The sequence below is a fragment of the Flavobacterium terrigena genome (assembly GCF_900108955.1).
Classification (GTDB): Bacteria; Bacteroidota; Bacteroidia; order Flavobacteriales; family Flavobacteriaceae; genus Flavobacterium; species Flavobacterium terrigena.
The window spans coordinates 177,150-197,963 of the sequence record NZ_FNYA01000007.1 but is presented as its reverse complement, the minus strand read 5'-3'; the positions used below and the strand labels follow the sequence as shown (position 1 = coordinate 197,963).

Below are 20,814 nucleotides of genomic sequence, written 5' to 3'. Positions count from 1 at the left end.
ACAGAATATGTACCCGCTGCTAATCCAGTTCGGTCTTCAGTTGTAATTCCTCCGCCCCAGTTAAAAGTATAAGGACCTGTTCCACCAGTTGGAGTAAGGTTAATTGCTCCTGTATTTCCACCAAAACAGGCAATATTAGTAACAACGGTTGTTCCGCTTACTGCTGTTGGTTGAGTGACTGTAATTCCAGATACAGTTCTCGTACATCCATTCGCATCAGTAATGATAACTGAGTATGTTCCAGCAGCAAGTCCTGTTCTGTCTTCGGTAGTTATACCACCACCCCAGTTAAAAGTATAGCCAGGAGTTCCCCCAAAAGGTGTAAGGTTAATTGCTCCTGTATTTCCGCCGTTACAAGCAACATTGGTTACAACGGTTGATCCGTTTAGTGTTGGCGGTTGAGTAATTGTATAATTACGAGTTGCTGTACATCCTATGTTGTCTGTTACTGTTACGGTGTATGATCCAGCAGCTAGACCTGATGCTGTTGTACCAGTTCCACCTGATGGCGACCAAGAATATGAATATGGTGCAATTCCACCAGAAGGTATTACTGTTGCTGTACCATTAGAACCACCAAAACAAGACACATTTGTTTGTGATCCTGTTGCAGTACTGATAGATGAAACAGTTAATGTTGCTTGATTTGTGTTAGTAAAACAAGCAAGCGTTGCATTATAAGCAACACATCTGTATAAATATCCACTCATACCGGCTGTTGCACCCGTAACTGTCAATGTATTGGTTGTAACATTTGAATAAGGTGCAACATTTGTTAAATCTGTAAATCCACTACCTGTATTTACCTGCCATTGAAAACCAGTTGCTCCAGTTGCATTACTTGGAAAAGTAGTATTATTACCAGCACAAATAGTTCTATTAGGTGGGTTTCCAGTAATAGTTGGAGCAGTACAAGTTGGTGTTTCAAACAAACGGAAGTTGTCAATAGCCCATTCTTCGTTGTTTCCTTCAGAATAAACATTTATTCTAATATCTAGTGTGGTACCTGTTCCTGAAATTGTTTTAATAAATTCTCCAAAAACATTTGTTAATTGTGTCCCGTCACCACATCCGTTTCCGTCTGTATCTTCAAACAGGTATTTGTGCATACCATTAGTAGCACTTCCTTTATTAAAAAAACGAATCAAATCAACATAAGCACCTGCGTCAATGCGGTATTGTACGGTAATATAATCAGTGTTTGTTGTTCCAGCACCACTAAGACAAGCATTTACGTTGTCCCATGGTTCATTGGTACTGTTAGCTGCAAAAAGACCTCTGAAACTTAGTCCAGTTTTTCCTGAAATATTAATACCAGTCCAGTTAATTGAAAGTTCATTAAGAGGACTATTAGTTATTGCACCTTCAGCGCCACTGGAGGTAAAACCAGTTCCTGCCGCATTGTGATCTTCACCAGCCCAGTAATTCGTTCCTTGCTTGCCAGTAAATGTGACATTTTGAGAAACTGTTGAGCCATCTGTTAGTCTGAAATAACTGGTATTTGGTGGACCTCCAACACCTCCATTTTCTTCTGGAGTTCTTATGCCACTTGTTGGAGAGGCATCAAAGGTGTCGCTCCAAAATTGCGTTTGTGCATTTCCTCCTATCCAAAAGAAGCAAAGGAGCAAGGCAAAAGTTAAAGTAAAATTTTTTTTCATAATCGCATTGTTTTAAAATTAAAATTATTGTTTGCAGAATATTAATTAAGTGTACTTGTAGGCACTGGGTATAACAATGCAAATTGTGCAGCTGTCATAATGCCTTTATCAGTACTGAGTATTTCAATTGCAATTTGCATGTTATCTTCACAAGCTATATTTATGGTATCATTTAGGGATACGATTGTTCCAGGTTGGTTTTCATGAGGTTCATGCAATAGAGAAGCTACAATTATTTTAATTTGTTCCCCAAATAATGTAGCATCTGCACCAATATTCCAAGGATTGCAGGCATTAATCAGTGCGATAATCTCATCCGCATCCATTCGTTTCCAATTAATATAGGTGTCCGATAATTGTGGTTTTTCATAATAACAGGATATGGTTTCATCCTGCGGCTGATTTGGGATACTACTGGCAAATTGTAACATATTGGCCATGTTTAGAGTTACTTGCGCCATACGTTCACTAAGTTTTACAGTTAGCTTTCCATAAGTATCTCCTTTTTGAATAGCAATTGGATCATTAAAGATGATATTGCCTTCATCAAATTTCGAATTCATAAAATGAGCACAGATAGCGGTTTCAGTTTCCTGATTTTTCAAGACTTCAAAAATGGGCATTACACCACGATATTGAGGTAATGGGCCTGGGTGAAAATTGATAAATTTATCATGACCATAAGACAAAATAGTTTCTGGAAGTAAAAATGGAAAGGAGATACAAAATATATAATCAGGCTGTAAATCATCAATCCAAGCTCTCATTTCTAACATGCTTTTTTTATTACAAAAAGATTTAAAACCAATGTTACTATCTTTTGATTCTCTTTCCAAAGCTTCAATAATTGTATCGCTGCCTTTGCCGATGCCAATTCCACATATGAATTTTTCATATGCAAGCAATTGCAATGCAGGAAAAGCGAATTTTCCGCCACACAAAACCAATATTTTTTTAGTTGTATCCATGTTAAATACAGGCATAACTGTTATACCAAGCAGATGTTGAATTATTCAGTTCTTGAGTGGTTAGTTTTTCAAAATGTTCAAATACACCAGTTGCTTCACTTTCTATTTGCACTTCACATTTACCTTCATTTGTTGCAATTATAGAGGCATTATACAAAGGAGCAATTGAAGTATTGGTTTTAGAATCAAAATAAATCCTCCCTCTTGGCCCTTCAAATGCAAACGATTGCAAACCAACTGCTATTAGTGATATATTATTTTTATGTTCGTCAATTAATTCAATTATCTTCAAAGTAATAGCAGCACTTTCCCAACTTAATAACGAAAACAGATTAGGTATTCTGCCTGTATTTGTAATCGTTTCAAGAAAAATTTTGTTCTCTACAGAATTTATTTTTTTAGACCATGCCGCAATTCCTTTTATATTGTTGCTAGGATATTCTGTATCAGATAACATCATTTCTTCAAAACCAAAAGGAGGTAAATAAACTGGAAGATTTTGTTCTTCAAATGAATTTTTAATTCCTTTAAAGTACCATTGTACAAAATCACCACTAAATAGGCTTAATAAGGCACTATTCGGAAATTCTTCTAAGTGGTTTTTTAAAGGCTCAATTGTAAAGTCTTCTGTTTTATATCCTGTGGCATGATTAAAAGAAATGGTTCCACCTGTTTCTTCAAAACTTTTTGAGATACTATAGGTGTGTAAATAACCGCCGTCATAATAACCAGTTACCATACCGGCAGAGGTATAGCCGTCATTTGTAGCCTGTTTTGCTGCTAGTGAAGCGCCTAAAGAGTTATGAAGAGAATGATAGAAAATATTTGGACAAGCGGACCATTCTTGTGGCAAATTGGCGCCAGCATCTAAAACAATTAACATTTTATTTGCAGCAAGAAAAAGCGGTCGAAGCAATTGCGCCATGCGATGTCCTATGTATGCAATTACCACAGAAGCATCTTCTTCAAGCAAAAGTTTTTCTGCGCTGCGATAACATTGCTGTTTGTCAGCTCCAAAACCTATGTTTTCTGTAACTATTTTAATGTCATTTCTTCCTAAATGTTTTAATCCTGAGCGAAGGCCTTCATATAAATCAAATCCAATGGTTTGATAATATGTCGATCTAGCTAATAAAATTCCTATTGTTTGCATATTTTTTTAAATATCAAAAAAGGAAATTTTCAATATGAAAACTTCCTTTTAATTAACTTCTACTTGGGAATATTCCTTCTGTGGCAATGGAATAATTGATGGTTAAATAAGGGTTCATTATGCCAAAAGGATTTGATGAACCAGTAATTCCCGTGTTTCCTGAAACAGTTGGAGTCCCATAGTTTTTACTTGCTGTAGCAATAGAAGAATATACTTCTACACCTCGGTCACAAAGAAATGCTCCTTCTGGAGAAGCAATATCCGAACCTCCAGTTGAAACGGGAATATTTACTGAAATACCCGCGCCAGGATGAGTATGTGCTGGTAGACTCGCTGTTGATAGAGAAGCACTTGTGCTTCCTGCTTCTTCACCGATTAAATATGATGGAAGACCAATTCCTTGGCCTTGACCAACAGGAGCTCTTCCTTGTAAATCAGGTAATGCAAATGTAGATTGCCCGTCGCCGCCATAATAAGTACCTATTAGTGCGAACAATGCGGTGTTTTGTGCAATACTCATAAGTTGCCCTTGACAAGTTAGATATCCTAGTGGGGCGAAATTAAAACCTAGTATTTTTATTTCGCCTATAAATGGTTCCGTAGACATAATTTAGATTTTTAAAGTTAGGCTGTTAAGGTCTGCTTGGAAAAATTCCTTGTGTAGCAATTGAATAATTGATAACTAAATAAGGATTCATTATCGAAACTGGCATAGAAGACCCAGTAATTCCTGTGTTTCCTGAAACAGTTGACGCTCCGTAATTCTTACCAGCTGTAGATAAACTTGAAAATATTTCTACACCAGTATCTGCAAGAAATGCTCCTTCTGGAGATGCAGTATCTGGTCCTCCTGTAGAAACTGGAATGTTTATTGAAAGTCCTGCGCCAGGGTGTGTATGTGCTGGCAAATTAGCTGTAGTTAAAGTAACATTTGTTGTTCCGCTAACTTGACCCATTGCATAATTAGGTAGTCCAGGCCCTTGTCCTTGTCCTATTGGCATTCGTCCTCTTAAATCTGGTAGCGCAAAAGTAGATTGACCATTACCGCCGTATGTTGTTCCTAAAAGAGAAAATAAAGCAGCGTTTTGTGCAATTGGTAGTATTTGACCGCTACATAATTGGTAGCTTTGAGGAGCGAAGTTAAAACCGAAAATTTTAATCTCTCCAATGAATGGTTCTGTTGACATAATTTTTGAATTTTTTTGGTTAATTATTTATATAATAGAAAATACAATGTGAATTCAACATCTATTTATTAAAGCATGATTCAAAAAATAATATTTCTTTTTTTTGGGATAAGTAAATATCAATAATCATAACAAAAACAGATATTTTTTGGAATAACAATTTTGCATTAAAATTTATTTACTCAAAAATATTCTAAATGCCATTTCTGTAGGATTAAAATGTTATGAAACGGAGAATTATTGTCATAAAACACTTAGTTGACTAAAAAAGTACTATTTTAGTGCTTTAAAATTTATTTTAATATGAAAAAAATAGTATTACTTGCTTTTGGTTGTTTGTTTTTAGCTTCTTGTGGGCCGAGAAGATTAGGTTGTGGTCCATACAGAAGATGTGAAATAAAAGTACAAACACCTGTGAATTCAGAAATAAATAAAATACAAGTTTCATAAATGCAGAAATTGTTTTCAATAGTCGCTTTTTTATTTTTTTGCAGCACTTTTGCGCAAGAAAATAAAAAGGACGATATAAAAGTAGTTGAAGTGTCTTGCGGACAATGTAAGTTTGCGATGACCGACAAAAAAGGTTGTGATTTAGCCGTTCGAATTGACGGAAAACCATATTTTGTGGAAGGAACAACTATTGACGATCACGGCGATGCACATGCTAATGACGGATTTTGTTCTGCTATTAGAAAAGCAGAAGTTGTTGGTGAAATCAAAGACAATAAATTTGTGGTTACTTATTTTAAATTACTTCCAACTGATAAGAAGTAATGACTTCAATTCTTCAAAATATTGCAAAACATGTTAGCTTAACTTCAGATGAAGAAAAGCTTTTCTTGTCTAAAATTGAATTCAAATCCTATAAAGCAAAAACGATTTTATTAAGTCCTGGCGAAATTGCGAATTCGACATATTTTGTCAATTCTGGAATTTTACGAAGTTTTACTATCAACGATAATATCATAGAACATGTTTTGCATTTTGCTTGCGAAGGCTGGTGGATTGGTGACATGTATAGTTTTATTTCTCAAAAACCAGGAAATCTTTTTATCGAAGTTTTAGAAGATGCAGAAGTAGTCATAATTACCAAAGAAAATCAGCAAGAATTATATCTTCAAATTCCAAAACTAGAACGATTTTTCAGAATCTTAGCCGAAAATTCATTGGTTTCTCACCAAGAAAGATTAATGGATAATCTTAGCTTAACTGCTGAAGAACGTTTTGAAAAATTCTGCACAAAATACCCAACGCTTATTCAAAAAATTTCTCAAAAAAACATAGCATCTTATATTGGAGTTACGCCAGAGTTTTTCAGTAAAATGAAAAGCAAAATGTTGCGAAAATAGCTTTAAATCATAATCTAGATTCAAAAAAATGAGTCAGAATTAGAAATCTTGGATTTTTTATAAGAACTTTGCATACTTTTTTCGGTAATATCCGAAGGATTAAAGTTTTAAAAATGAAGAAGAAGATTGAAATTTTAGCTCCGGCAAAAGATTTAATACAAGGAATTGCAGCTATTAATGCTGGTGCAGATGCCGTTTATATTGGTGCGCCTTTATATGGAGCAAGATCTAATGCCACCAATTCTATTGAAGATGTTGCCGAATTGGTAAAATATGCACATTTATTTAACGCTCAGGTTTTTGTGGTTATTAATACGATTTTGTATGATAATGAACTAGAATCATGTCGTCAAATGATTTGGAAATTGTATCATATTGGTGTGGATGCCTTGATTATTCAAGACATGGCCATTATGGAAATGGAATTGCCTCCAATCGTTTTACACGCAAGTACGCAAGCTAACAATCGTGATGCGGATAAAATTAAATTCTTAGCAGATGCTGGAATGAAACGTGTGGTTTTAGCTCGTGAATTAAATTTACACCAAATTAAAGAAATCAGCGAAGCTTCAGATGTTGAGTTAGAATTCTTCGTAACGGGCGCTTTATGTGTTTCGTTTAGTGGAAACTGTTATATGAGTGTGGCGAATGGAGAACGTTCAGCAAATCGTGGATCATGTGCACAAAACTGTCGTTTACCTTACAATTTAATTGATGGAAATGGAGAAACGTTAATCAAAAACAGTCACTTACTTTCTATCAAAGATTTCGATGTTTCGAACCAAATTCCAAATTTAGTGGAAGCTGGAATTGTTTCATTCAAAATTGAAGGACGTTTAAAAGATATCGTTTACGTTAAAAATAATGTTTCGTATTTACGTCAGAAATTAGATGCTTTCTTAGCAGAAAATCCTGAAAAATACAAAAAAGCTTCTTCAGGAACATGTACTTATGCTTTTGATTCTTCTTTAGATAGAAGTTTTAATCGTGGTTACACAGATTATTTCGTTAATGAAAGACATCAAGCAATTGGTTCTTGGGAAAGTCCAAAATCGAAAGGACAATATATTGGAAAACTAATCAAAACGGTTGGGAACTCCTACCATATTGAAAATGGTGAGTTGCTAAATAATGGTGACGGACTTTGTTTTATTAATTCTGAAAATGAAGCGGAAGGAATTTACGTGAACAAGGCGGAGAACGGAATCGTATATCCAAATGTTTTAAAAGAAATTGCAGACGGAACTTTCATATACAGAAATAACGATGCCGCTTTCATTAAAATTGTTGAAAGAGAAGATAGTGCGGTAAGAAAAATCAGTACAACTTTATTATTAAAAGAAAACGAAACTGGTTTCGAATTAATCGCTACAGATGAAGATGGAAATGTAAGTTCAGTAAATTTAGTGCATCCAAAAGAACAAACAAAAAATAACGAATCTATAGCAGAAAACTTCAAAGTAAACTTAGCAAAAACAGGTTTTACACCTTATACAGCGGATGAAATTACGATTGAGTTTTTTGAAAATTGGTTTTTACCTATTTCGAAAATTAACGAAATGCGTAGAACCGTTTTCGAACAATTATCAGAAATCCGTTTGAATAATTATGTTCGTAAAGAACACCAAATGGTGAAAACATCGCATCCTTATCCAGAAACGAAACTGGATTTCATGTACAATGTAGCCAACAAAACGGCTCGTAAATTTTACGAACGTCATGGTGTAACTGAAATTGAAAAAGCTTTCGAATTACAATGGGATCCAGGAAAATCTCGAGTAATGACAACTAAATATTGTATCAAATACGAATTAGAACGTTGTCCGAAATACCATCGTGAAAACATGGACAAAAAACTAAAAGAACCATTAGTACTAAAACAAGGTGAATTGGAATACAAACTAAAATTCAATTGCAAACCTTGCGAAATGGAAATTTGGGAGAAAGATGCCGAATTTGAAATTGAAGAAGATCACATTCATTAAATAATAAAAACCGATGCTTTGCTAAAAAGACATCGGTTTTTTATTTCTTAATCTAGATTAAGAGATTTTTCCTACACTCGATTGTAAATTTGTATCATAATAATCACTAAATTTATATATTATGAAAAATACAGTTTTACACAAAGCAAATACAAGAGGTCATGCGAATCATGGTTGGTTAAACGCATACCATAGTTTCAGTTTCGCAAGTTGGTACAATCCAGAAAGAGTACAGTTTGGAACATTACGTGTTTTAAATGACGATACTGTTGCGGCTGGAATGGGTTTCGGAACGCATCCACACGATAATATGGAAATTATCACAATTCCTTTGGAAGGTGATTTGGCACATAAAGACAGTATGGGAAATTCTGCGACAATCAAAACTGGCGATGTGCAAGTGATGAGTGCGGGAACCGGAATTCAACACAGTGAGTTCAATCCAAATGCTGATTTACAAACAAAATTATTCCAAATTTGGTTGTTCCCAAAAACTAGAAATGTAACACCTCGTTACCAACAAATTACTTTAGACGCAACAGAACAAAAAAATAATTTCGCGCAAATTTTATCTCCAAATGCAGATGATGCTGGAGTTTGGATTCATCAAGATGCTTGGTTTCATTTAGCGGATTTCGACAAAGATTTTTCTAAAACTTACGAATTGAAAAAAGAAGGAAACGGAATGTATGTTTTCGTAATTTCTGGAACAATCACCGTTGACGGACAAGAATTAGAAACGCGTGATGGTTTAGGAATTACAGATTTTGAAACGCTAGATATAAAAGCGACTTCTGATGCGAAATTTTTATTAATGGAAATTCCAATGGAACATTAAATTCATAATTTCAACATTCAAAATTCCAAGTTGAATATTCCAAGTTTAAAAATGTTGAATATTCAATTATGAATAACGAATGTTGAAGTAAAAAAACTTAAAAATGACAGAAGAAGTACAACTAAAAATTAATGATAAAAACGGAGCTTTTTACATTGAAATTGACGGAAAACAAGAAGCATTAATGACATTCGTTTTTGCTGGCGATGATAAAATAATTATTGATCATACAGAAGTCAATCCAGGAAATAACGGAAAAGGTTTTGGAAAGAAAATGGTTGCGAAAGCCGTAGAATTTGCCAGAGAAAAAGGAATTAAAATTATTCCACTTTGTCCGTTTGCGAAAAGTGTTTTCGATAAAACTCCAGAATTTAGAGACGTTTTATAACTATGGAAAATCTTTTAGAAAATAACATAACTGGGAAAATTGGTACACAGAAATATTTGTGTACCATTTCTTGGCGTAACGGAACATTTGTAATGGATGAACCCGAAAGTATTGAAGGAAAAGACTTGGGTCCAGATCCCTATACAACGCTTTTGGCATCATTGGCAGGTTGTACATTGTCGACTTTAAGAATGTATATCGATAGAAAAGGCTGGGATATTCCAGAAATAAACATTTCTTTAAATTTAGCTCAAGAAAATAACCCTGAATTAACTACTACTATTTCAAGAACGATTACTTTTTCAAACGAAATTGAAGAAGATATCAAAAACAGGTTATTAATCATTGCTGAAAAATGTCCTGTTTCTAAAATTTTAAAAAACACTGTTTTAATTAATACAACTATTTAATTATGGACCCGAAAGACATTAAAAAAGAATATACAAATGGAGAAGTGACCATTGTATGGCAATCTGGAAAGTGTATACATTCTGGAAATTGCGTGAGAAATAATCCTGATGTTTTTAAACCAAAAGAACAGCCATGGATTACACCAAATAATTCTACTACGGAAAAAATTATTGAAACTGTAAATAAGTGTCCGTCTGGTGCTTTATCATTTTATATGAATAGTAAATAATGGTAGAATATTCAACAATTGTAAAGGCTTCTTTGGAGAAAGTTTGGCAACATTTAATTCTTAAAATTGAAAAGCCAGAAAACTTTGTTCCAGGTGTAAGTGATGTAATTATTTTGGAGAAAAATGAAGATTTTGTAAACCGAAAAATGACAATTACAACGCCAGAAAATGCTACAACTTTGGTTGAGAAAATCACTTTTGTGCCGTATAAAGTAAGATTTCTGTTGTTAGAACATCCGAAATTTGAAGGTTATGTAGATAATGATATCAAGTTTATTTCTGAAAATGAAACAGAAATGACGTTTACCATCAACTGGAAAGATAAAACAACACAATTTGAATTTGATAATTCAGAAATGGTGAAAAACGCCGTATTAAAAACTAAAACTTTTATAGAAAATAACTAATGAAATCGCTAATAACAAAAAGTTTGTGTGAGCAAACACCTATAACCAAAATGCGATTGCATATGTTACCGCTTAAAAATAAAATTTAAACATATGAAAAAAATCATCGCCTTTGCTGGTTCGTCAAGTAAGACATCCATAAACAAACAATTGGTAACGTATGCTGCCAATCAATTTGAAAATGCTTCTGTGGAAGTTTTAGATTTAAACGATTATGAAATGCCCGTTTTTTCTGTGGATAAACAAAAAGAACACGGAATTCATGCTTTGGCAACCGATTTCTATGAGAAACTAGGAAGTGCCGATTTAATTGTGATTTCGTTTGCAGAACACAACGGAAATTTCTCTACAGCTTTCAAAAATGTTTTAGATTGGGCGTCAAGAATCAATGCGAAAACGTTTCAGGAAAAAGAGATGTTATTATTAGCGACTTCTCCTGGAGCTCGCGGTGGAAGTTCTGTTTTGGATATTGCTACCAAAAGATTTCCGTTTCAAGGCGGAATTGTAAAAGGTAGTTTTTCTCTGCCAAGTTTTAACGATAATTTTGATTCCGAAAAAGGAATTACAAATGATGAGTTGAAAAATCAATTATTAGAAATTATAAAATCAATATAACTACTAAAAAATTAAATTATGAAATCGCCATTAACAACAAGTTTGTTGAAAACAAACACCAATGAAGATAAGCGATACCATATGACAAATAAAAAAACAATAAATATCTACATATGAAATTTACAAGAACTGCAAACGCAAATTGGAAAGGTTCCGGAATGGAAGGAAAAGGGTTAATTACGACTCAAAGTACAACATTAAATAATGCAAATTTATCTTTCAAAACTCGTTTTGAAGAAGGTGTAGGAACGAATCCAGAAGAATTAATAGCAGCCGCACATTCAGGTTGTTTTACGATGCAATTAAGTTTTTTACTAACTGATGCGGGGTTTGTACCAGATGATTTAGACACAACAGCTAAAGTTACTTTTCAAGATGGAACAATCACTTTAATTCATTTAGAATTGAATGCAAAAGTACCAAATATCTCAGACACCGAGTTTCAAGCAATTGCTCAAAAAGCAAAAGAAATTTGTCCGATTTCAAAATTATTAAATACTGAAATTACGCTTCAAGCGAATTTAGTATAAAACAAAAAAGGGAAGTTCTGATTTAGAAACTTCCCTTTTTTTATTTCTTAATCTAGGTTAAGTGTTGCATCATTTCACTGATACTATCTTTGTACTATCAAATTGAAATAATAATAAGATAATATTTAAAAATAAAATTATGGCAACAACTAAATGGGCAATTGACCCAACACATTCAGAAATTGGTTTTAAAGTAAAACACATGATGTTTACAAATGTTTCAGGTAAATTCGGAACATACGATGCAACAATTTCAGCAGAAGAAGATGATTTTACAAAATCTTCAATTGAATTTTCTGCAAATATCGATTCGATAAATACGAACAATTCGGATAGAGATAATCATTTAAAAAGTGCCGACTTTTTTGATGCCGAAAACCATCCAAAATTAACTTTCGTTTCTTCTTCTTTTACAAATATTGATGATGAAAATTATGAATTAGCTGGAGATTTAACAATTCACGGTGTGACTAAACCAGTAAAATTGGCAACTGAATTCAGTGGATTAATGAAAGATCCTTGGGGAAATACAAAAGTTGGATTAAATATCGAAGGAAAAATTAATCGTAAAGATTGGGGTTTAAACTGGAATTCGGCTTTGGAAACAGGCGGAGTTTTAGTAGGTGAAGAAGTGAAATTAAACATCGAATTACAGCTTTTAAAACAATAATTGATTGTAATATAAAAGATAAAAACCCTGAATTTTTTAAGTTCAGGGTTTTTTATTTGTATGAAAAATAATCTGTTATTTCTTCAAGCTCACATTTTCAAATGTCGAAACATCAATAATTTCTTCATTATCTAAATCGAAAGAGATTTTTACATTGTCACCAACAACTGTAATTGGCAATTGGTTTGATATTTGTGATGAACCCACAAAAATACTTGGATAATCTTTCACAGTGAAATAATAAAAACTGTTTCCGTTTTTCACATCCGTTTGAATTCTTACCACAGTTGATTCAATTACTTTTTTTGCCGACTTACTATCTGCATTTATTTTATTTCCTGAAGAATTAAAAGCGGTTTTGTAAGCTGTTAAAGCTTCACGCATCGTATTTCCAGTTCCAACAATCGTATAATCTGCAATCGAAACCATCGCATACATTTTTACCAATCCACCATTGTCTTTTAATGTCATTACGTAAGTTGGAATGTTGTTAATGTTGTAGGGAATTGGCAACGAAGCCACAAAACCTTTTTCTTGGACTTTTCCTTGTGCCGAGCTTTGTGCCGCAAATTCTGTAGCACCACTTTGTTTGTAGAAAGTAGTTTCTTTTGTTCTAGTATCTACCAAAACAAATCCAACTGCCGATTCGTCTTTTCCAACAGAAGTAATTCCAGTATACCAATACGATTTATTATCATTTCCGTACACTAAAGTCAAATCTTCTGTAATTTGAAGTTTATTTTGATTGGAGAAATTCCAATATCCGTTTACATATTCACCCCAATCGCTCAATTGCTCTTTAATGAATGAAATCGGTTGAATTCTGTCCACCCAAGTTGGTGTGTTTTTAATATCATATTCTGTAATGTCACCAGTTTGCGCATTTAAAACTACAACGCCAGTCGCATCATTTCCAGAAAAACCAATTTCTTTTTTGTATTTAGTCGCTACCCAAAAAGGTGTTCCTTTTTCATCAATTTCGAAAGTAAAATCGGCTAAACCAACTGTGCTGTATCCGTTGAAATATAAATATCTACGCGTATCACTTTGGAAATAGGCTTCATCTTGATATTTTAAACGAATTGGTTTTCCGTTTACTTCTTGAACCAATTTCACATCTCGTTCATTTGTTGCAGAAACCATTACATAACCTGTAGTTCCTTCAGAATTGTTTAACCATTTGAAGAAACCAGAATGTACTAAAGGTGCGATCCAATATAATTTACCATTAACTTTCTGAATGAAAAACTCACCCAATTCTGCCTGACTTCCCAATGCAGGTTGCGAACCTAATATTTTTTCACCTAATAAATGAGCCAAATCTTCATCAACTACCCTGATTTCATGCATAGAAATTGGTGCAATGTGATTAGTTAATTTATCGCCATCTTTTACTTTTCCAATTAAATTTCTATAATCTTGATTTCTAAAAATCGGACTTGAAGTAAAAAAAGGTAATACAAATGCGTATAATATCGCCACGAAAATTAATATCGCTGGAATTTTCCAGAAAACAGCTACTGGTTTATAACTTTTTCCGTCAGAACTAATCGTAAATTTAGAAAAAGAGAAAAACAATAAAGCGGCAATAATAAGAAGTAAAACAGTTATGCCCGAAAATCCATAACTTAAAACTGGTAATGAAACATAAAAAAAGAATACTGTTATGATTATAACAAGTAGTATTGGTAATAGTTTTTTCATTTAAAAATAGTTTAGTTTTTGTAAATTATTAGTCATTAATTTGATGAGATTGTTACAAAATAAGTACTTTTGTTTTTTAAAATTGAAACAATAATCTTGAAACAAAATAATATGAAAGCATACGTTTTTCCTGGACAAGGCGCACAATTTACCGGAATGGGTAAAGATTTATACGAAAATTCAGCATTAGCTAAAGAAATGTTCGAAAAAGCAAACGAAATTTTAGGTTTCCGAATTACAGATATTATGTTTGAAGGAACTGCCGAAGAATTAAAAGAAACGAAAGTTACACAACCAGCGGTTTTTTTACATTCAGTAATTTTAGCAAAAACTTTAGACAATTTCAATCCAGAAATGGTAGCCGGACATTCATTAGGAGAATTTTCTGCTTTAGTAGCAAATGGTGCTTTATCTTTTGAAGATGCTTTGTTATTAGTTTCTAAAAGGGCTTTAGCGATGCAAAAAGCTTGTGAAATTACGCCTTCAACTATGGCTGCGGTTTTAAATTTAGAAGATAAAATTGTAGAAGATATTTGCGCTTCAATTGATGGAGTAGTAGTTGCTGCAAATTACAACTGTCCTGGACAATTAGTAATTTCAGGAGAATACAAAGCCGTAGAATTAGCTTGTGAAAAAATGAAAGAAGCTGGAGCAAAACGTGCTTTAATTTTACCAGTTGGTGGCGCATTTCACTCGCCAATGATGGAACCAGCTCGTGAAGAATTAGCGGCTGCAATTGAAGCAACAACTTTTTCTCAACCAATTTGCCCAGTTTACCAAAATGTAACGGCAAGTGCAGTTTCTGATGCGAATGAGATTAAGAAAAACTTAATTATTCAATTAACAGCTCCAGTAAAATGGACACAATCGGTAAATCAAATGATTGCTGACGGTGCTACCAGTTTTACAGAAGTTGGACCAGGAAAAGTGTTGGTCGGATTGGTAAATAAAATCAATAAAGAAGTCGAAACGATTTCAGCATAACAATACAATTTTATAAAAACTCCGATAATTTATCGGAGTTTTTTTTTGCTATCTTTGGTAAAAGAATTCCTTTCTATGAATTTAGACTTACGAACTGTAAACGTTACTCGATATATTACGCCACTTCGCGAAGGTGGTTCTTTACCTGCTTTGGCGGAAGCTGATGACGATTTTAAATATGTTTTAAAATTTCGAGGCGCTGGTCACGGAGTAAAAGCTTTGATTTCAGAATTTTTAGGCGGACAAATTGCAAAATTTTTAGGTTTACCAATTCCAGAATTGGTTTTTGCCAATTTAGATGAAGCTTTTGGAAGAACAGAAGGCGATGAAGAAATTCAGGATTTATTAAAGTTTAGTCAAGGTTTAAATTTAGGCTTGCATTATTTGTCAGGTTCTATTACGTATGATGCGGCGGTGAATGATTGCGAACCTTTGCTGGCTTCTAAAATTGTTTGGTTTGATGCTTTTATTACGAATGTGGATAGAACATTTAAAAACACCAATTTGTTAATTTGGAAGAAAGAATTATGGCTGATTGATAACGGCGCCAGTTTCTATTTTCATCATTCTTGGACCAATTGGGGAAAGAATGCAATTACTCCATTTGCTTTAATAAAAGATCACGTTTTGTTACCAAAAGCTAGTCTTTTAGAAGAAGCGCATCAAGAATTTACTTCAAAATTAAACGATACGATTTTAAGAGAAATTGTCAATGGAATTCCAGAAGATTGGTTACTTTGGGATGATGGTGCAATAACTCCAGATGAAATTAAAGAGGTTTATTTTCAATTTTTATCTATAAGATTATCGAACTCAGAAATATTTTTAAAAGAAGCTCAAGATGCACGAAAAACACTTATATGATTATGCTGTAATTCGTGTGGTACCAAAGGTTGAACGCGAAGAATTTATCAATGTGGGTTTGATGCTTTTATGCAAGCGTCAGAAATATTTACGAATTGAATACCAAATTCCGACAGAAAAAATCACTTCTTTTTGTTCCGAATTTGATATCGAACAACTAAAAATGAATTTGGATTCTTTTGTGAAAATTTGTAATGGAAAATCGGATGGAGGACCAATTGGAACCTTCGAAATAGAAGAGCGTTTCAGATGGTTAACAGCTGTAAAAAGTTCTAGTATTCAAACTTCTAGACCACATTCTGGATTTAGTTCCGATTTGGATGCGACATTCGAAAAATTGTATGCAGAATTAGTTCTGTAAATTAAATAATATAGAAAATATAAAATTTTTAAGATGAAAAAATTACTATTTCCAATTTTAGTAGCAGCAACGATGATTTCTTGCAAAGAAGAAACTCGTGCTAAAGTTAAAGACGCAAGTAAAGCAGTTGGTGCTGAGGTGAAAACGGCGGCTCAAAAAACAAAAGCTAAAGTCGCTAAAGTTATTGATACCACAAAAGTGAAGCAGAAATTTAAAACGGTTGTTTCTAAAGGTGCTGAAGCGATTGAAAAAGGTGCTAAAAAAGTGAAAGAATCTGCAAATAAATAATTTAGTTGTAAAAAGAAATCTCATCCTGTTAAACAAGACGAGATTTCTAACTAAAAAAAACAACATCAACAATTATAATTATTTTTTAAAAAGTATAGGTAATTTTTCCTTTTATAAAGAAAGGAGTTCCTGGCGTAAAATGAATTTCTTCAACAGATTGGGATTCATTTTGTAATCGCGATTCGGTGGCAAATTGAGTTTCATTCCATTTGGTGTTGAAAAGGTTCTCGACCACAATTCCGTAATTTATTTTTTTGTATTGGTAATTCATATTGAAATCGGATACACAATACCCTTTTGCTACAATTGAATTATCTTCATTTGCTGGTCTCGATTTTAAATATCTGTAATTTAAACTTGACGAAAACCCTTTGTAATTCGTAATGCTAATTCCACCTGTTGACGTTAAATCTGGCGCTAGCGGAATATAATTTTGTCCTTCTGGTTCTTCCGTACTTCTCGCATACGTATAATTAATATCAGAATTCAAATTAACGAATTTTGATAGTTGATATCTAAATCCAAAATCGATTCCCATTCTTTTTGTTTTGCCACTTGGTTCTACAATTCCGGCATCGCCAACATAAACAAATTCTTGTTCTAATTGCAAAAACCACAACGCACTATTGATAATTAAGTTGTTCATAGGTTTAAAAATCGTTCCTAAATCGGCTCCAGCTGAAGTTGGTAACGTTTTTTTATCCGTTTGTGAAACAATAACTCGAGTGTCGTTTGAGTGAAAGCCTAAACCAGACTTTAGAAAATATTGAACCTTGTTGTTTGGAGCAAAAAGGAAGTTTAGTTTAGGCGAAATTTTCACTTTTTCTTCATTGTCAATTTGAAATATAGGGATTATTTTATCTTGGTACGAAAATTGAAAATAATCGAATCGGACAGCTGGATTAATCGTGAAATTTCCCAATTCTATATCCAAATTGATATAACTGAAATAATTTTTCTGACTAATGTTTCCCAACTTCAATTGATTAATTGTTGTCGTTCTGTTTTTAGTGTTGGATAATTCTGTGTCTTTGGTTTCATCTGTTCTTAGCCCAAATCCAACTTGATAATTGCTTTTTGAGTTAACTATTTTCTTGTTGAATTCTCCATTGAAACCATAAATAGTTCGGTTTTCTTTTTGCTTAATTTGATCGCCATCAATTGGGTTCTCTAAAAAGAATGTAAAATTCGAATACAGTTCAAATTGATAGTTGTTGTAAAACGTATTTCCTTTAAAAAACAAGTTTTCAGAAATAGGTTTGTAATATTCCACATTCAAATTACTTCTCGATGTTTTTCCGCCTTCAGTATCATCAACAGCGCCAAATCTGGAAATAATTCCAGCATCTACTAAACGTTGCGGAATTTGTCCTGATGCCGTCCATTCACTTGAAAATTGTGAAGCTGTTACTGAAAACTTACTATTGTCTTCTAAAATATTGGTAAATTTCCCGAATAAATTCAGTCGTTTAAAATTCTGACTCGAAATAAATGGTCCGTCAAAAGTGATGTATTCGCTGGCAATAAAAGCACTTTGTTTGTTGCTTTTTGGTAATAAATTGAACATTCCAAGCGTTCTTATTGTATTGAATTTACCTACTTCTAAACTAATCACATTATTATCAATTTTCTCTTTTGTTTTAAAAGCGACGTAACCAGCTGTAGCAAAATCGCCTTTATTGGCATAATAACTTCCTTTGCCAAAATCAATTTTATCTAAGGTTTCTGGAATCACAAAATGCAAATCGGCATAACCTTGTCCGTGAGCATGAGAAACCATGTTTACTGGCATTCCATCTACAGAAAGTGCAATATCCGTTCCGTGATCAATATCAAATCCGCGTAAAAATATTTGTTCAGCTTTTCCACCTCCAGCATGTTGTCCGATGAATAAACCAGGCACTTTTCGAAGTATTTCTTGAGAAGAATTTACGGGAGAATTTTGTAAATCGAGCTTCATAATTTGAGAAATAGCGTTGTTTTTTTTCGAAATGACAATTTCTTCAATATTAATAGAAGAACTAGTTAGAATAATTATTTTTTCAGAACCATTTACAAGTTGTGTTTTCCTTTTAAAACCCAAAGCTGTGATGATTAACACATCATTATCAAAAGTTTTATCTAAAATAAACTGACCGTTTTCGTTTGTATGTGCGTGCGATTTAGTGGTTTCGTTATATACGTAAGCATTTTCAATTGTATTGCCCAATGTATCTGTAACTACACCTTCTTTCTGTTGAGAAAAAACGATGGTAGTCAGTAATAATATAACTATTTGAAATGCTTTTTTCATTATAATTTTTCTATTTTTTCTTTCATGTTTGGACCTAATTCATAAATGCTTGATAGTAAATCTTCTTTAATAGGTTTGATTTTATCAGTCATTTTATTGGCTTTATAAATTTCAGCTAAATGGTAATTTATTTCAGGTTCAAATGATTTGTTTACGATATGTTTTTCACAAATATCTAAAGCTTTTTTCGTATTTCCTAAGTTGTAATTCGCCCATGCTAATAAATCATATGATTCTGGAGTTGGTCGGTTTTTAATTTCTTGAAAGGCAATTTCTAATGCTTTTACAGCATCTTTTTTATTATCGGCAAATAAAATTGCATTGTATTTATTGTACATTACACCATAATTTCGGTCTTTTAATAAGGCAAAATATTCTTGAATATATTTGTTTTTTTCTTGTTCGTTTTTGTTGAATTCTGCCATTTCAGCTTTGAATAATTTGAAATCTGGCGAATTGTGTTTTTTAGCAATTATATCGATAATTCGATTGGCTTCTTTGGTGTTTTTTTCGTGTGAAAAGGCAATCCAAGCAATTCCTTTTAATGCATAATAATTGTTTGAATCTTCTTTAAGTGTTTTCAAGTAAAAGGTATAACTATCCGAAATTCTTCCGGCATGACCATACATATCGCCTAAATTTGAATACGCCCAAATTTTTAAATGTTTGTTTTCGTTTAATTCTGCTTTACTTGTAGCTTTTTCCATTAAGGTAATCGCAGTTGGTAAATCGCCAATATGATCGTTCCATTTTGCCATTCGAATTAAATAATCGAAATCTTCAGTATTATAAAATTTTGATAAGTTGTTTTTGGCTTCGGTATAATTTCCTAACTCCATATTGACATCAAAAAGCAATTTCTGAGTTTCTTTAAAACCTTCACCAATTTTTAAAGCTTTGTTCGCTAAAATTAAAGCTTCTCTAAAACGATGTTGCGTAATATAATTTTTTGCTAAAGCACGAATGGGTCCAACTTCTGAATAGTTAAATTCAGAATTTACTTTTAACAATAATTCTTCGGCTTTATATAAATAATTGACTTCAAAAGTGGCGTCGAATAATGATGTGTAATAACCAGCGAGTTGACTTAAATAACTCGTTTGTTCAGGAGTGGCATCATACTTTTTTTGCCAAAAATCAATTTCAGAATTGGCTAATTGTATGTTATTGTTTTCAGATAGATTTAAGAAATAGTTATAATCTGAAGCTTTTGTAATTTTTGAGTTTTCGTTTTTACAACTAGACAGGCTAATGGTAAAAAGTATAATTTTTAAAAGATTAGATAGTTTCATAGTTGTATGTTGTAGTTTTTTTAGTTTAGTTTTTTGAAAAATAGCGTGCACAATTTTACTTATGCACGCTATAAAATAATTTACCAAGCAGTTGCTAAGTATGGGAATGAAGTTAAAAATGGTTTATCATTTGCATCCACGTGGTCAGAAGTTAAACCTGTATTTGAACCTCCTGTTGGACCTCCAAAAATTAGTAATAATTCCACATCGATAACGTCGTCTGCTAAAGTTCTTCCTGTTAATATATTTGTTCCGTCAAAAAATGTTGTTGTTCCAGTTTTTGAAACACCTATAACGTCTGTAGCTAATAAAGTTGTTAATTGAGTTGCTGTTTGTCCTAACGCATTCGTTGTATAACCAGGATTTAAAGCTAATAATCTTGATTGAAATACAGATTGATAATTTGCACCCATTGCAGATGGAGTGGTTGTGTTGAAAGCATCTTTTGGTGCACCAGAAGCAATAAATACAGTGTTTATTGCAGGACGACCCATTTGATCTTTTTGTACGTATGTTCCTGAGAAATCTGTTTGTTCGTCAGCAGTCATAGTGTCATCATTATTACAACTTACGAATGTAGTAGCTGTAAGGATTGATAATGTCAGAAATTTTATAGCATTTATTTTCATCTTGTTTCGAT

General features: G+C 33.0%; 25 protein-coding genes. 16 read left to right on the top strand and 9 right to left on the bottom strand.

The genetic code is table 11. From position 1 onward, the window contains the following. The 5 genes from BMX42_RS12420 to BMX42_RS12400 form a co-directional block, all read right to left on the bottom strand. Positions 1–1,658 (bottom strand): SprB repeat-containing protein (locus tag BMX42_RS12420; protein WP_177169171.1); only part of this gene is annotated, 1,658 nt, incomplete at its 3' end. Between the two features lie 41 nt (positions 1,659–1,699). Continuing rightward, positions 1,700–2,626, bottom strand: coding sequence for a methionyl-tRNA formyltransferase (locus tag BMX42_RS12415; RefSeq protein WP_245748291.1), 927 nt, complete (start codon positions 2,624–2,626; stop codon positions 1,700–1,702). Position 2,627: 1 nt separating this feature from the next. Beyond that, the gene (locus BMX42_RS12410; protein ID WP_091314848.1) at positions 2,628–3,779 is read right to left on the bottom strand and encodes an ABC transporter substrate-binding protein; all 1,152 of its coding nucleotides are present in this window, start codon (positions 3,777–3,779) and stop codon (positions 2,628–2,630) included. Between the two features lie 52 nt (positions 3,780–3,831). Next, positions 3,832–4,386 carry a phage tail protein gene (locus BMX42_RS12405; RefSeq protein ID WP_091314844.1) on the bottom strand — a complete coding sequence of 185 codons (555 nt, stop codon included), beginning with the start codon at positions 4,384–4,386 and terminating at the stop codon, positions 3,832–3,834. 25 nt (positions 4,387–4,411) lie between these two features. Further along, the gene (locus BMX42_RS12400) at positions 4,412–4,966 is read right to left on the bottom strand and encodes a phage tail protein (RefSeq protein WP_091314840.1); all 555 of its coding nucleotides are present in this window, start codon (positions 4,964–4,966) and stop codon (positions 4,412–4,414) included. 303 nt (positions 4,967–5,269) lie between these two features. Between BMX42_RS12400 and BMX42_RS14550 the strand changes: the two genes are divergently transcribed. The 12 genes from BMX42_RS14550 to BMX42_RS12345 all read left to right on the top strand — a co-directional run bounded on the left by BMX42_RS14550 (position 5,270) and on the right by BMX42_RS12345 (position 12,388). Continuing rightward, the gene (locus tag BMX42_RS14550) at positions 5,270–5,416 is read left to right on the top strand and encodes a hypothetical protein (protein ID WP_177169170.1); all 147 of its coding nucleotides are present in this window, start codon (positions 5,270–5,272) and stop codon (positions 5,414–5,416) included. Then, positions 5,417–5,740, top strand: a complete 324-nt coding sequence (locus BMX42_RS12395) for a DUF6370 family protein (protein ID WP_091314835.1) — start codon at positions 5,417–5,419, stop codon at positions 5,738–5,740. Continuing rightward, positions 5,740–6,315 (top strand): Crp/Fnr family transcriptional regulator, encoded by a 576-nt coding sequence (locus tag BMX42_RS12390; RefSeq protein WP_091314831.1) that lies wholly within the window; start codon positions 5,740–5,742, stop codon positions 6,313–6,315. The genes BMX42_RS12395 and BMX42_RS12390 overlap by 1 nt, the downstream gene beginning before the upstream one ends. A gap of 113 nt (positions 6,316–6,428) precedes the next feature. Continuing rightward, positions 6,429–8,300, top strand: coding sequence for a peptidase U32 family protein (locus BMX42_RS12385; RefSeq protein ID WP_091314828.1), 1,872 nt, complete (start codon positions 6,429–6,431; stop codon positions 8,298–8,300). 121 nt (positions 8,301–8,421) lie between these two features. Further along, positions 8,422–9,138: a pirin family protein gene (locus tag BMX42_RS12380; RefSeq protein WP_091314824.1), complete on the top strand. Its 717-nt coding sequence runs from the start codon at positions 8,422–8,424 to the stop codon at positions 9,136–9,138. Positions 9,139–9,241: 103 nt separating this feature from the next. Continuing rightward, positions 9,242–9,526, top strand: a complete 285-nt coding sequence (locus tag BMX42_RS12375) for a GNAT family N-acetyltransferase (protein ID WP_091314821.1) — start codon at positions 9,242–9,244, stop codon at positions 9,524–9,526. Positions 9,527–9,528: 2 nt separating this feature from the next. Beyond that, on the top strand, positions 9,529–9,936 hold the full coding sequence (locus BMX42_RS12370; RefSeq protein ID WP_091314818.1) for an OsmC family protein: 408 nt from the start codon (positions 9,529–9,531) through the stop codon (positions 9,934–9,936). A gap of 2 nt (positions 9,937–9,938) precedes the next feature. Next, a complete protein-coding gene (locus tag BMX42_RS12365; protein WP_091314814.1) occupies positions 9,939–10,166 on the top strand; it encodes a (4Fe-4S)-binding protein in 228 nt (75 codons plus the stop codon). Continuing rightward, the gene (locus tag BMX42_RS12360) at positions 10,166–10,573 is read left to right on the top strand and encodes an AtaL-like protein (RefSeq protein WP_091314810.1); all 408 of its coding nucleotides are present in this window, start codon (positions 10,166–10,168) and stop codon (positions 10,571–10,573) included. The genes BMX42_RS12365 and BMX42_RS12360 overlap by 1 nt, the downstream gene beginning before the upstream one ends. 93 nt (positions 10,574–10,666) lie before the next feature. Further along, positions 10,667–11,188: an NADPH-dependent FMN reductase gene (locus tag BMX42_RS12355; RefSeq protein ID WP_091314806.1), complete on the top strand. Its 522-nt coding sequence runs from the start codon at positions 10,667–10,669 to the stop codon at positions 11,186–11,188. 113 nt (positions 11,189–11,301) lie between these two features. Then, positions 11,302–11,718 (top strand): OsmC family protein, encoded by a 417-nt coding sequence (locus BMX42_RS12350; RefSeq protein WP_091314803.1) that lies wholly within the window; start codon positions 11,302–11,304, stop codon positions 11,716–11,718. 139 nt (positions 11,719–11,857) lie between these two features. Beyond that, positions 11,858–12,388, top strand: coding sequence for a YceI family protein (locus BMX42_RS12345; RefSeq protein ID WP_091314799.1), 531 nt, complete (start codon positions 11,858–11,860; stop codon positions 12,386–12,388). A 75-nt stretch (positions 12,389–12,463) separates the two neighbouring features. Here BMX42_RS12345 and BMX42_RS12340 read toward each other — a convergent pair whose 3' ends face one another. Continuing rightward, a complete protein-coding gene (locus tag BMX42_RS12340) occupies positions 12,464–14,092 on the bottom strand; it encodes a hypothetical protein (RefSeq protein WP_091314796.1) in 1,629 nt (542 codons plus the stop codon). Positions 14,093–14,203: 111 nt separating this feature from the next. On the opposite strand from BMX42_RS12340, the gene fabD reads away from it, so the two are divergent. The 4 genes from fabD to BMX42_RS12320 all read left to right on the top strand — a co-directional run bounded on the left by fabD (position 14,204) and on the right by BMX42_RS12320 (position 16,589). Further along, positions 14,204–15,076, top strand: a complete 873-nt coding sequence (gene fabD, locus BMX42_RS12335) for an ACP S-malonyltransferase (RefSeq protein WP_091314792.1) — start codon at positions 14,204–14,206, stop codon at positions 15,074–15,076. Positions 15,077–15,151: 75 nt separating this feature from the next. After that, positions 15,152–15,940 (top strand): HipA family kinase, encoded by a 789-nt coding sequence (locus BMX42_RS12330; protein ID WP_091314788.1) that lies wholly within the window; start codon positions 15,152–15,154, stop codon positions 15,938–15,940. Next, complete coding sequence (locus tag BMX42_RS12325) at positions 15,918–16,301, top strand: DUF3037 domain-containing protein (protein ID WP_091314784.1); 384 nt, start codon at positions 15,918–15,920, stop codon at positions 16,299–16,301. The genes BMX42_RS12330 and BMX42_RS12325 overlap by 23 nt, the downstream gene beginning before the upstream one ends. Before the next feature lie 33 nt (positions 16,302–16,334). Further along, positions 16,335–16,589 carry a hypothetical protein gene (locus BMX42_RS12320; protein WP_091314781.1) on the top strand — a complete coding sequence of 85 codons (255 nt, stop codon included), beginning with the start codon at positions 16,335–16,337 and terminating at the stop codon, positions 16,587–16,589. An 85-nt stretch (positions 16,590–16,674) separates the two neighbouring features. Here BMX42_RS12320 and BMX42_RS12315 read toward each other — a convergent pair whose 3' ends face one another. From BMX42_RS12315 to BMX42_RS12305, 3 genes are all read right to left on the bottom strand, one after another. Continuing rightward, complete coding sequence (locus BMX42_RS12315; RefSeq protein WP_091314776.1) at positions 16,675–18,882, bottom strand: TonB-dependent receptor; 2,208 nt, start codon at positions 18,880–18,882, stop codon at positions 16,675–16,677. Further along, entirely contained in the window at positions 18,882–20,174 is a 1,293-nt protein-coding gene (locus BMX42_RS12310) for a tetratricopeptide repeat protein (protein WP_091314773.1), read from the bottom strand. Before BMX42_RS12310 ends, BMX42_RS12315 begins: the two co-directional genes overlap by 1 nt. An 80-nt stretch (positions 20,175–20,254) precedes the next feature. Continuing rightward, positions 20,255–20,803 carry a DUF4331 family protein gene (locus tag BMX42_RS12305; protein WP_091314770.1) on the bottom strand — a complete coding sequence of 183 codons (549 nt, stop codon included), beginning with the start codon at positions 20,801–20,803 and terminating at the stop codon, positions 20,255–20,257. Positions 20,804–20,814: the final 11 nt, after the last annotated feature.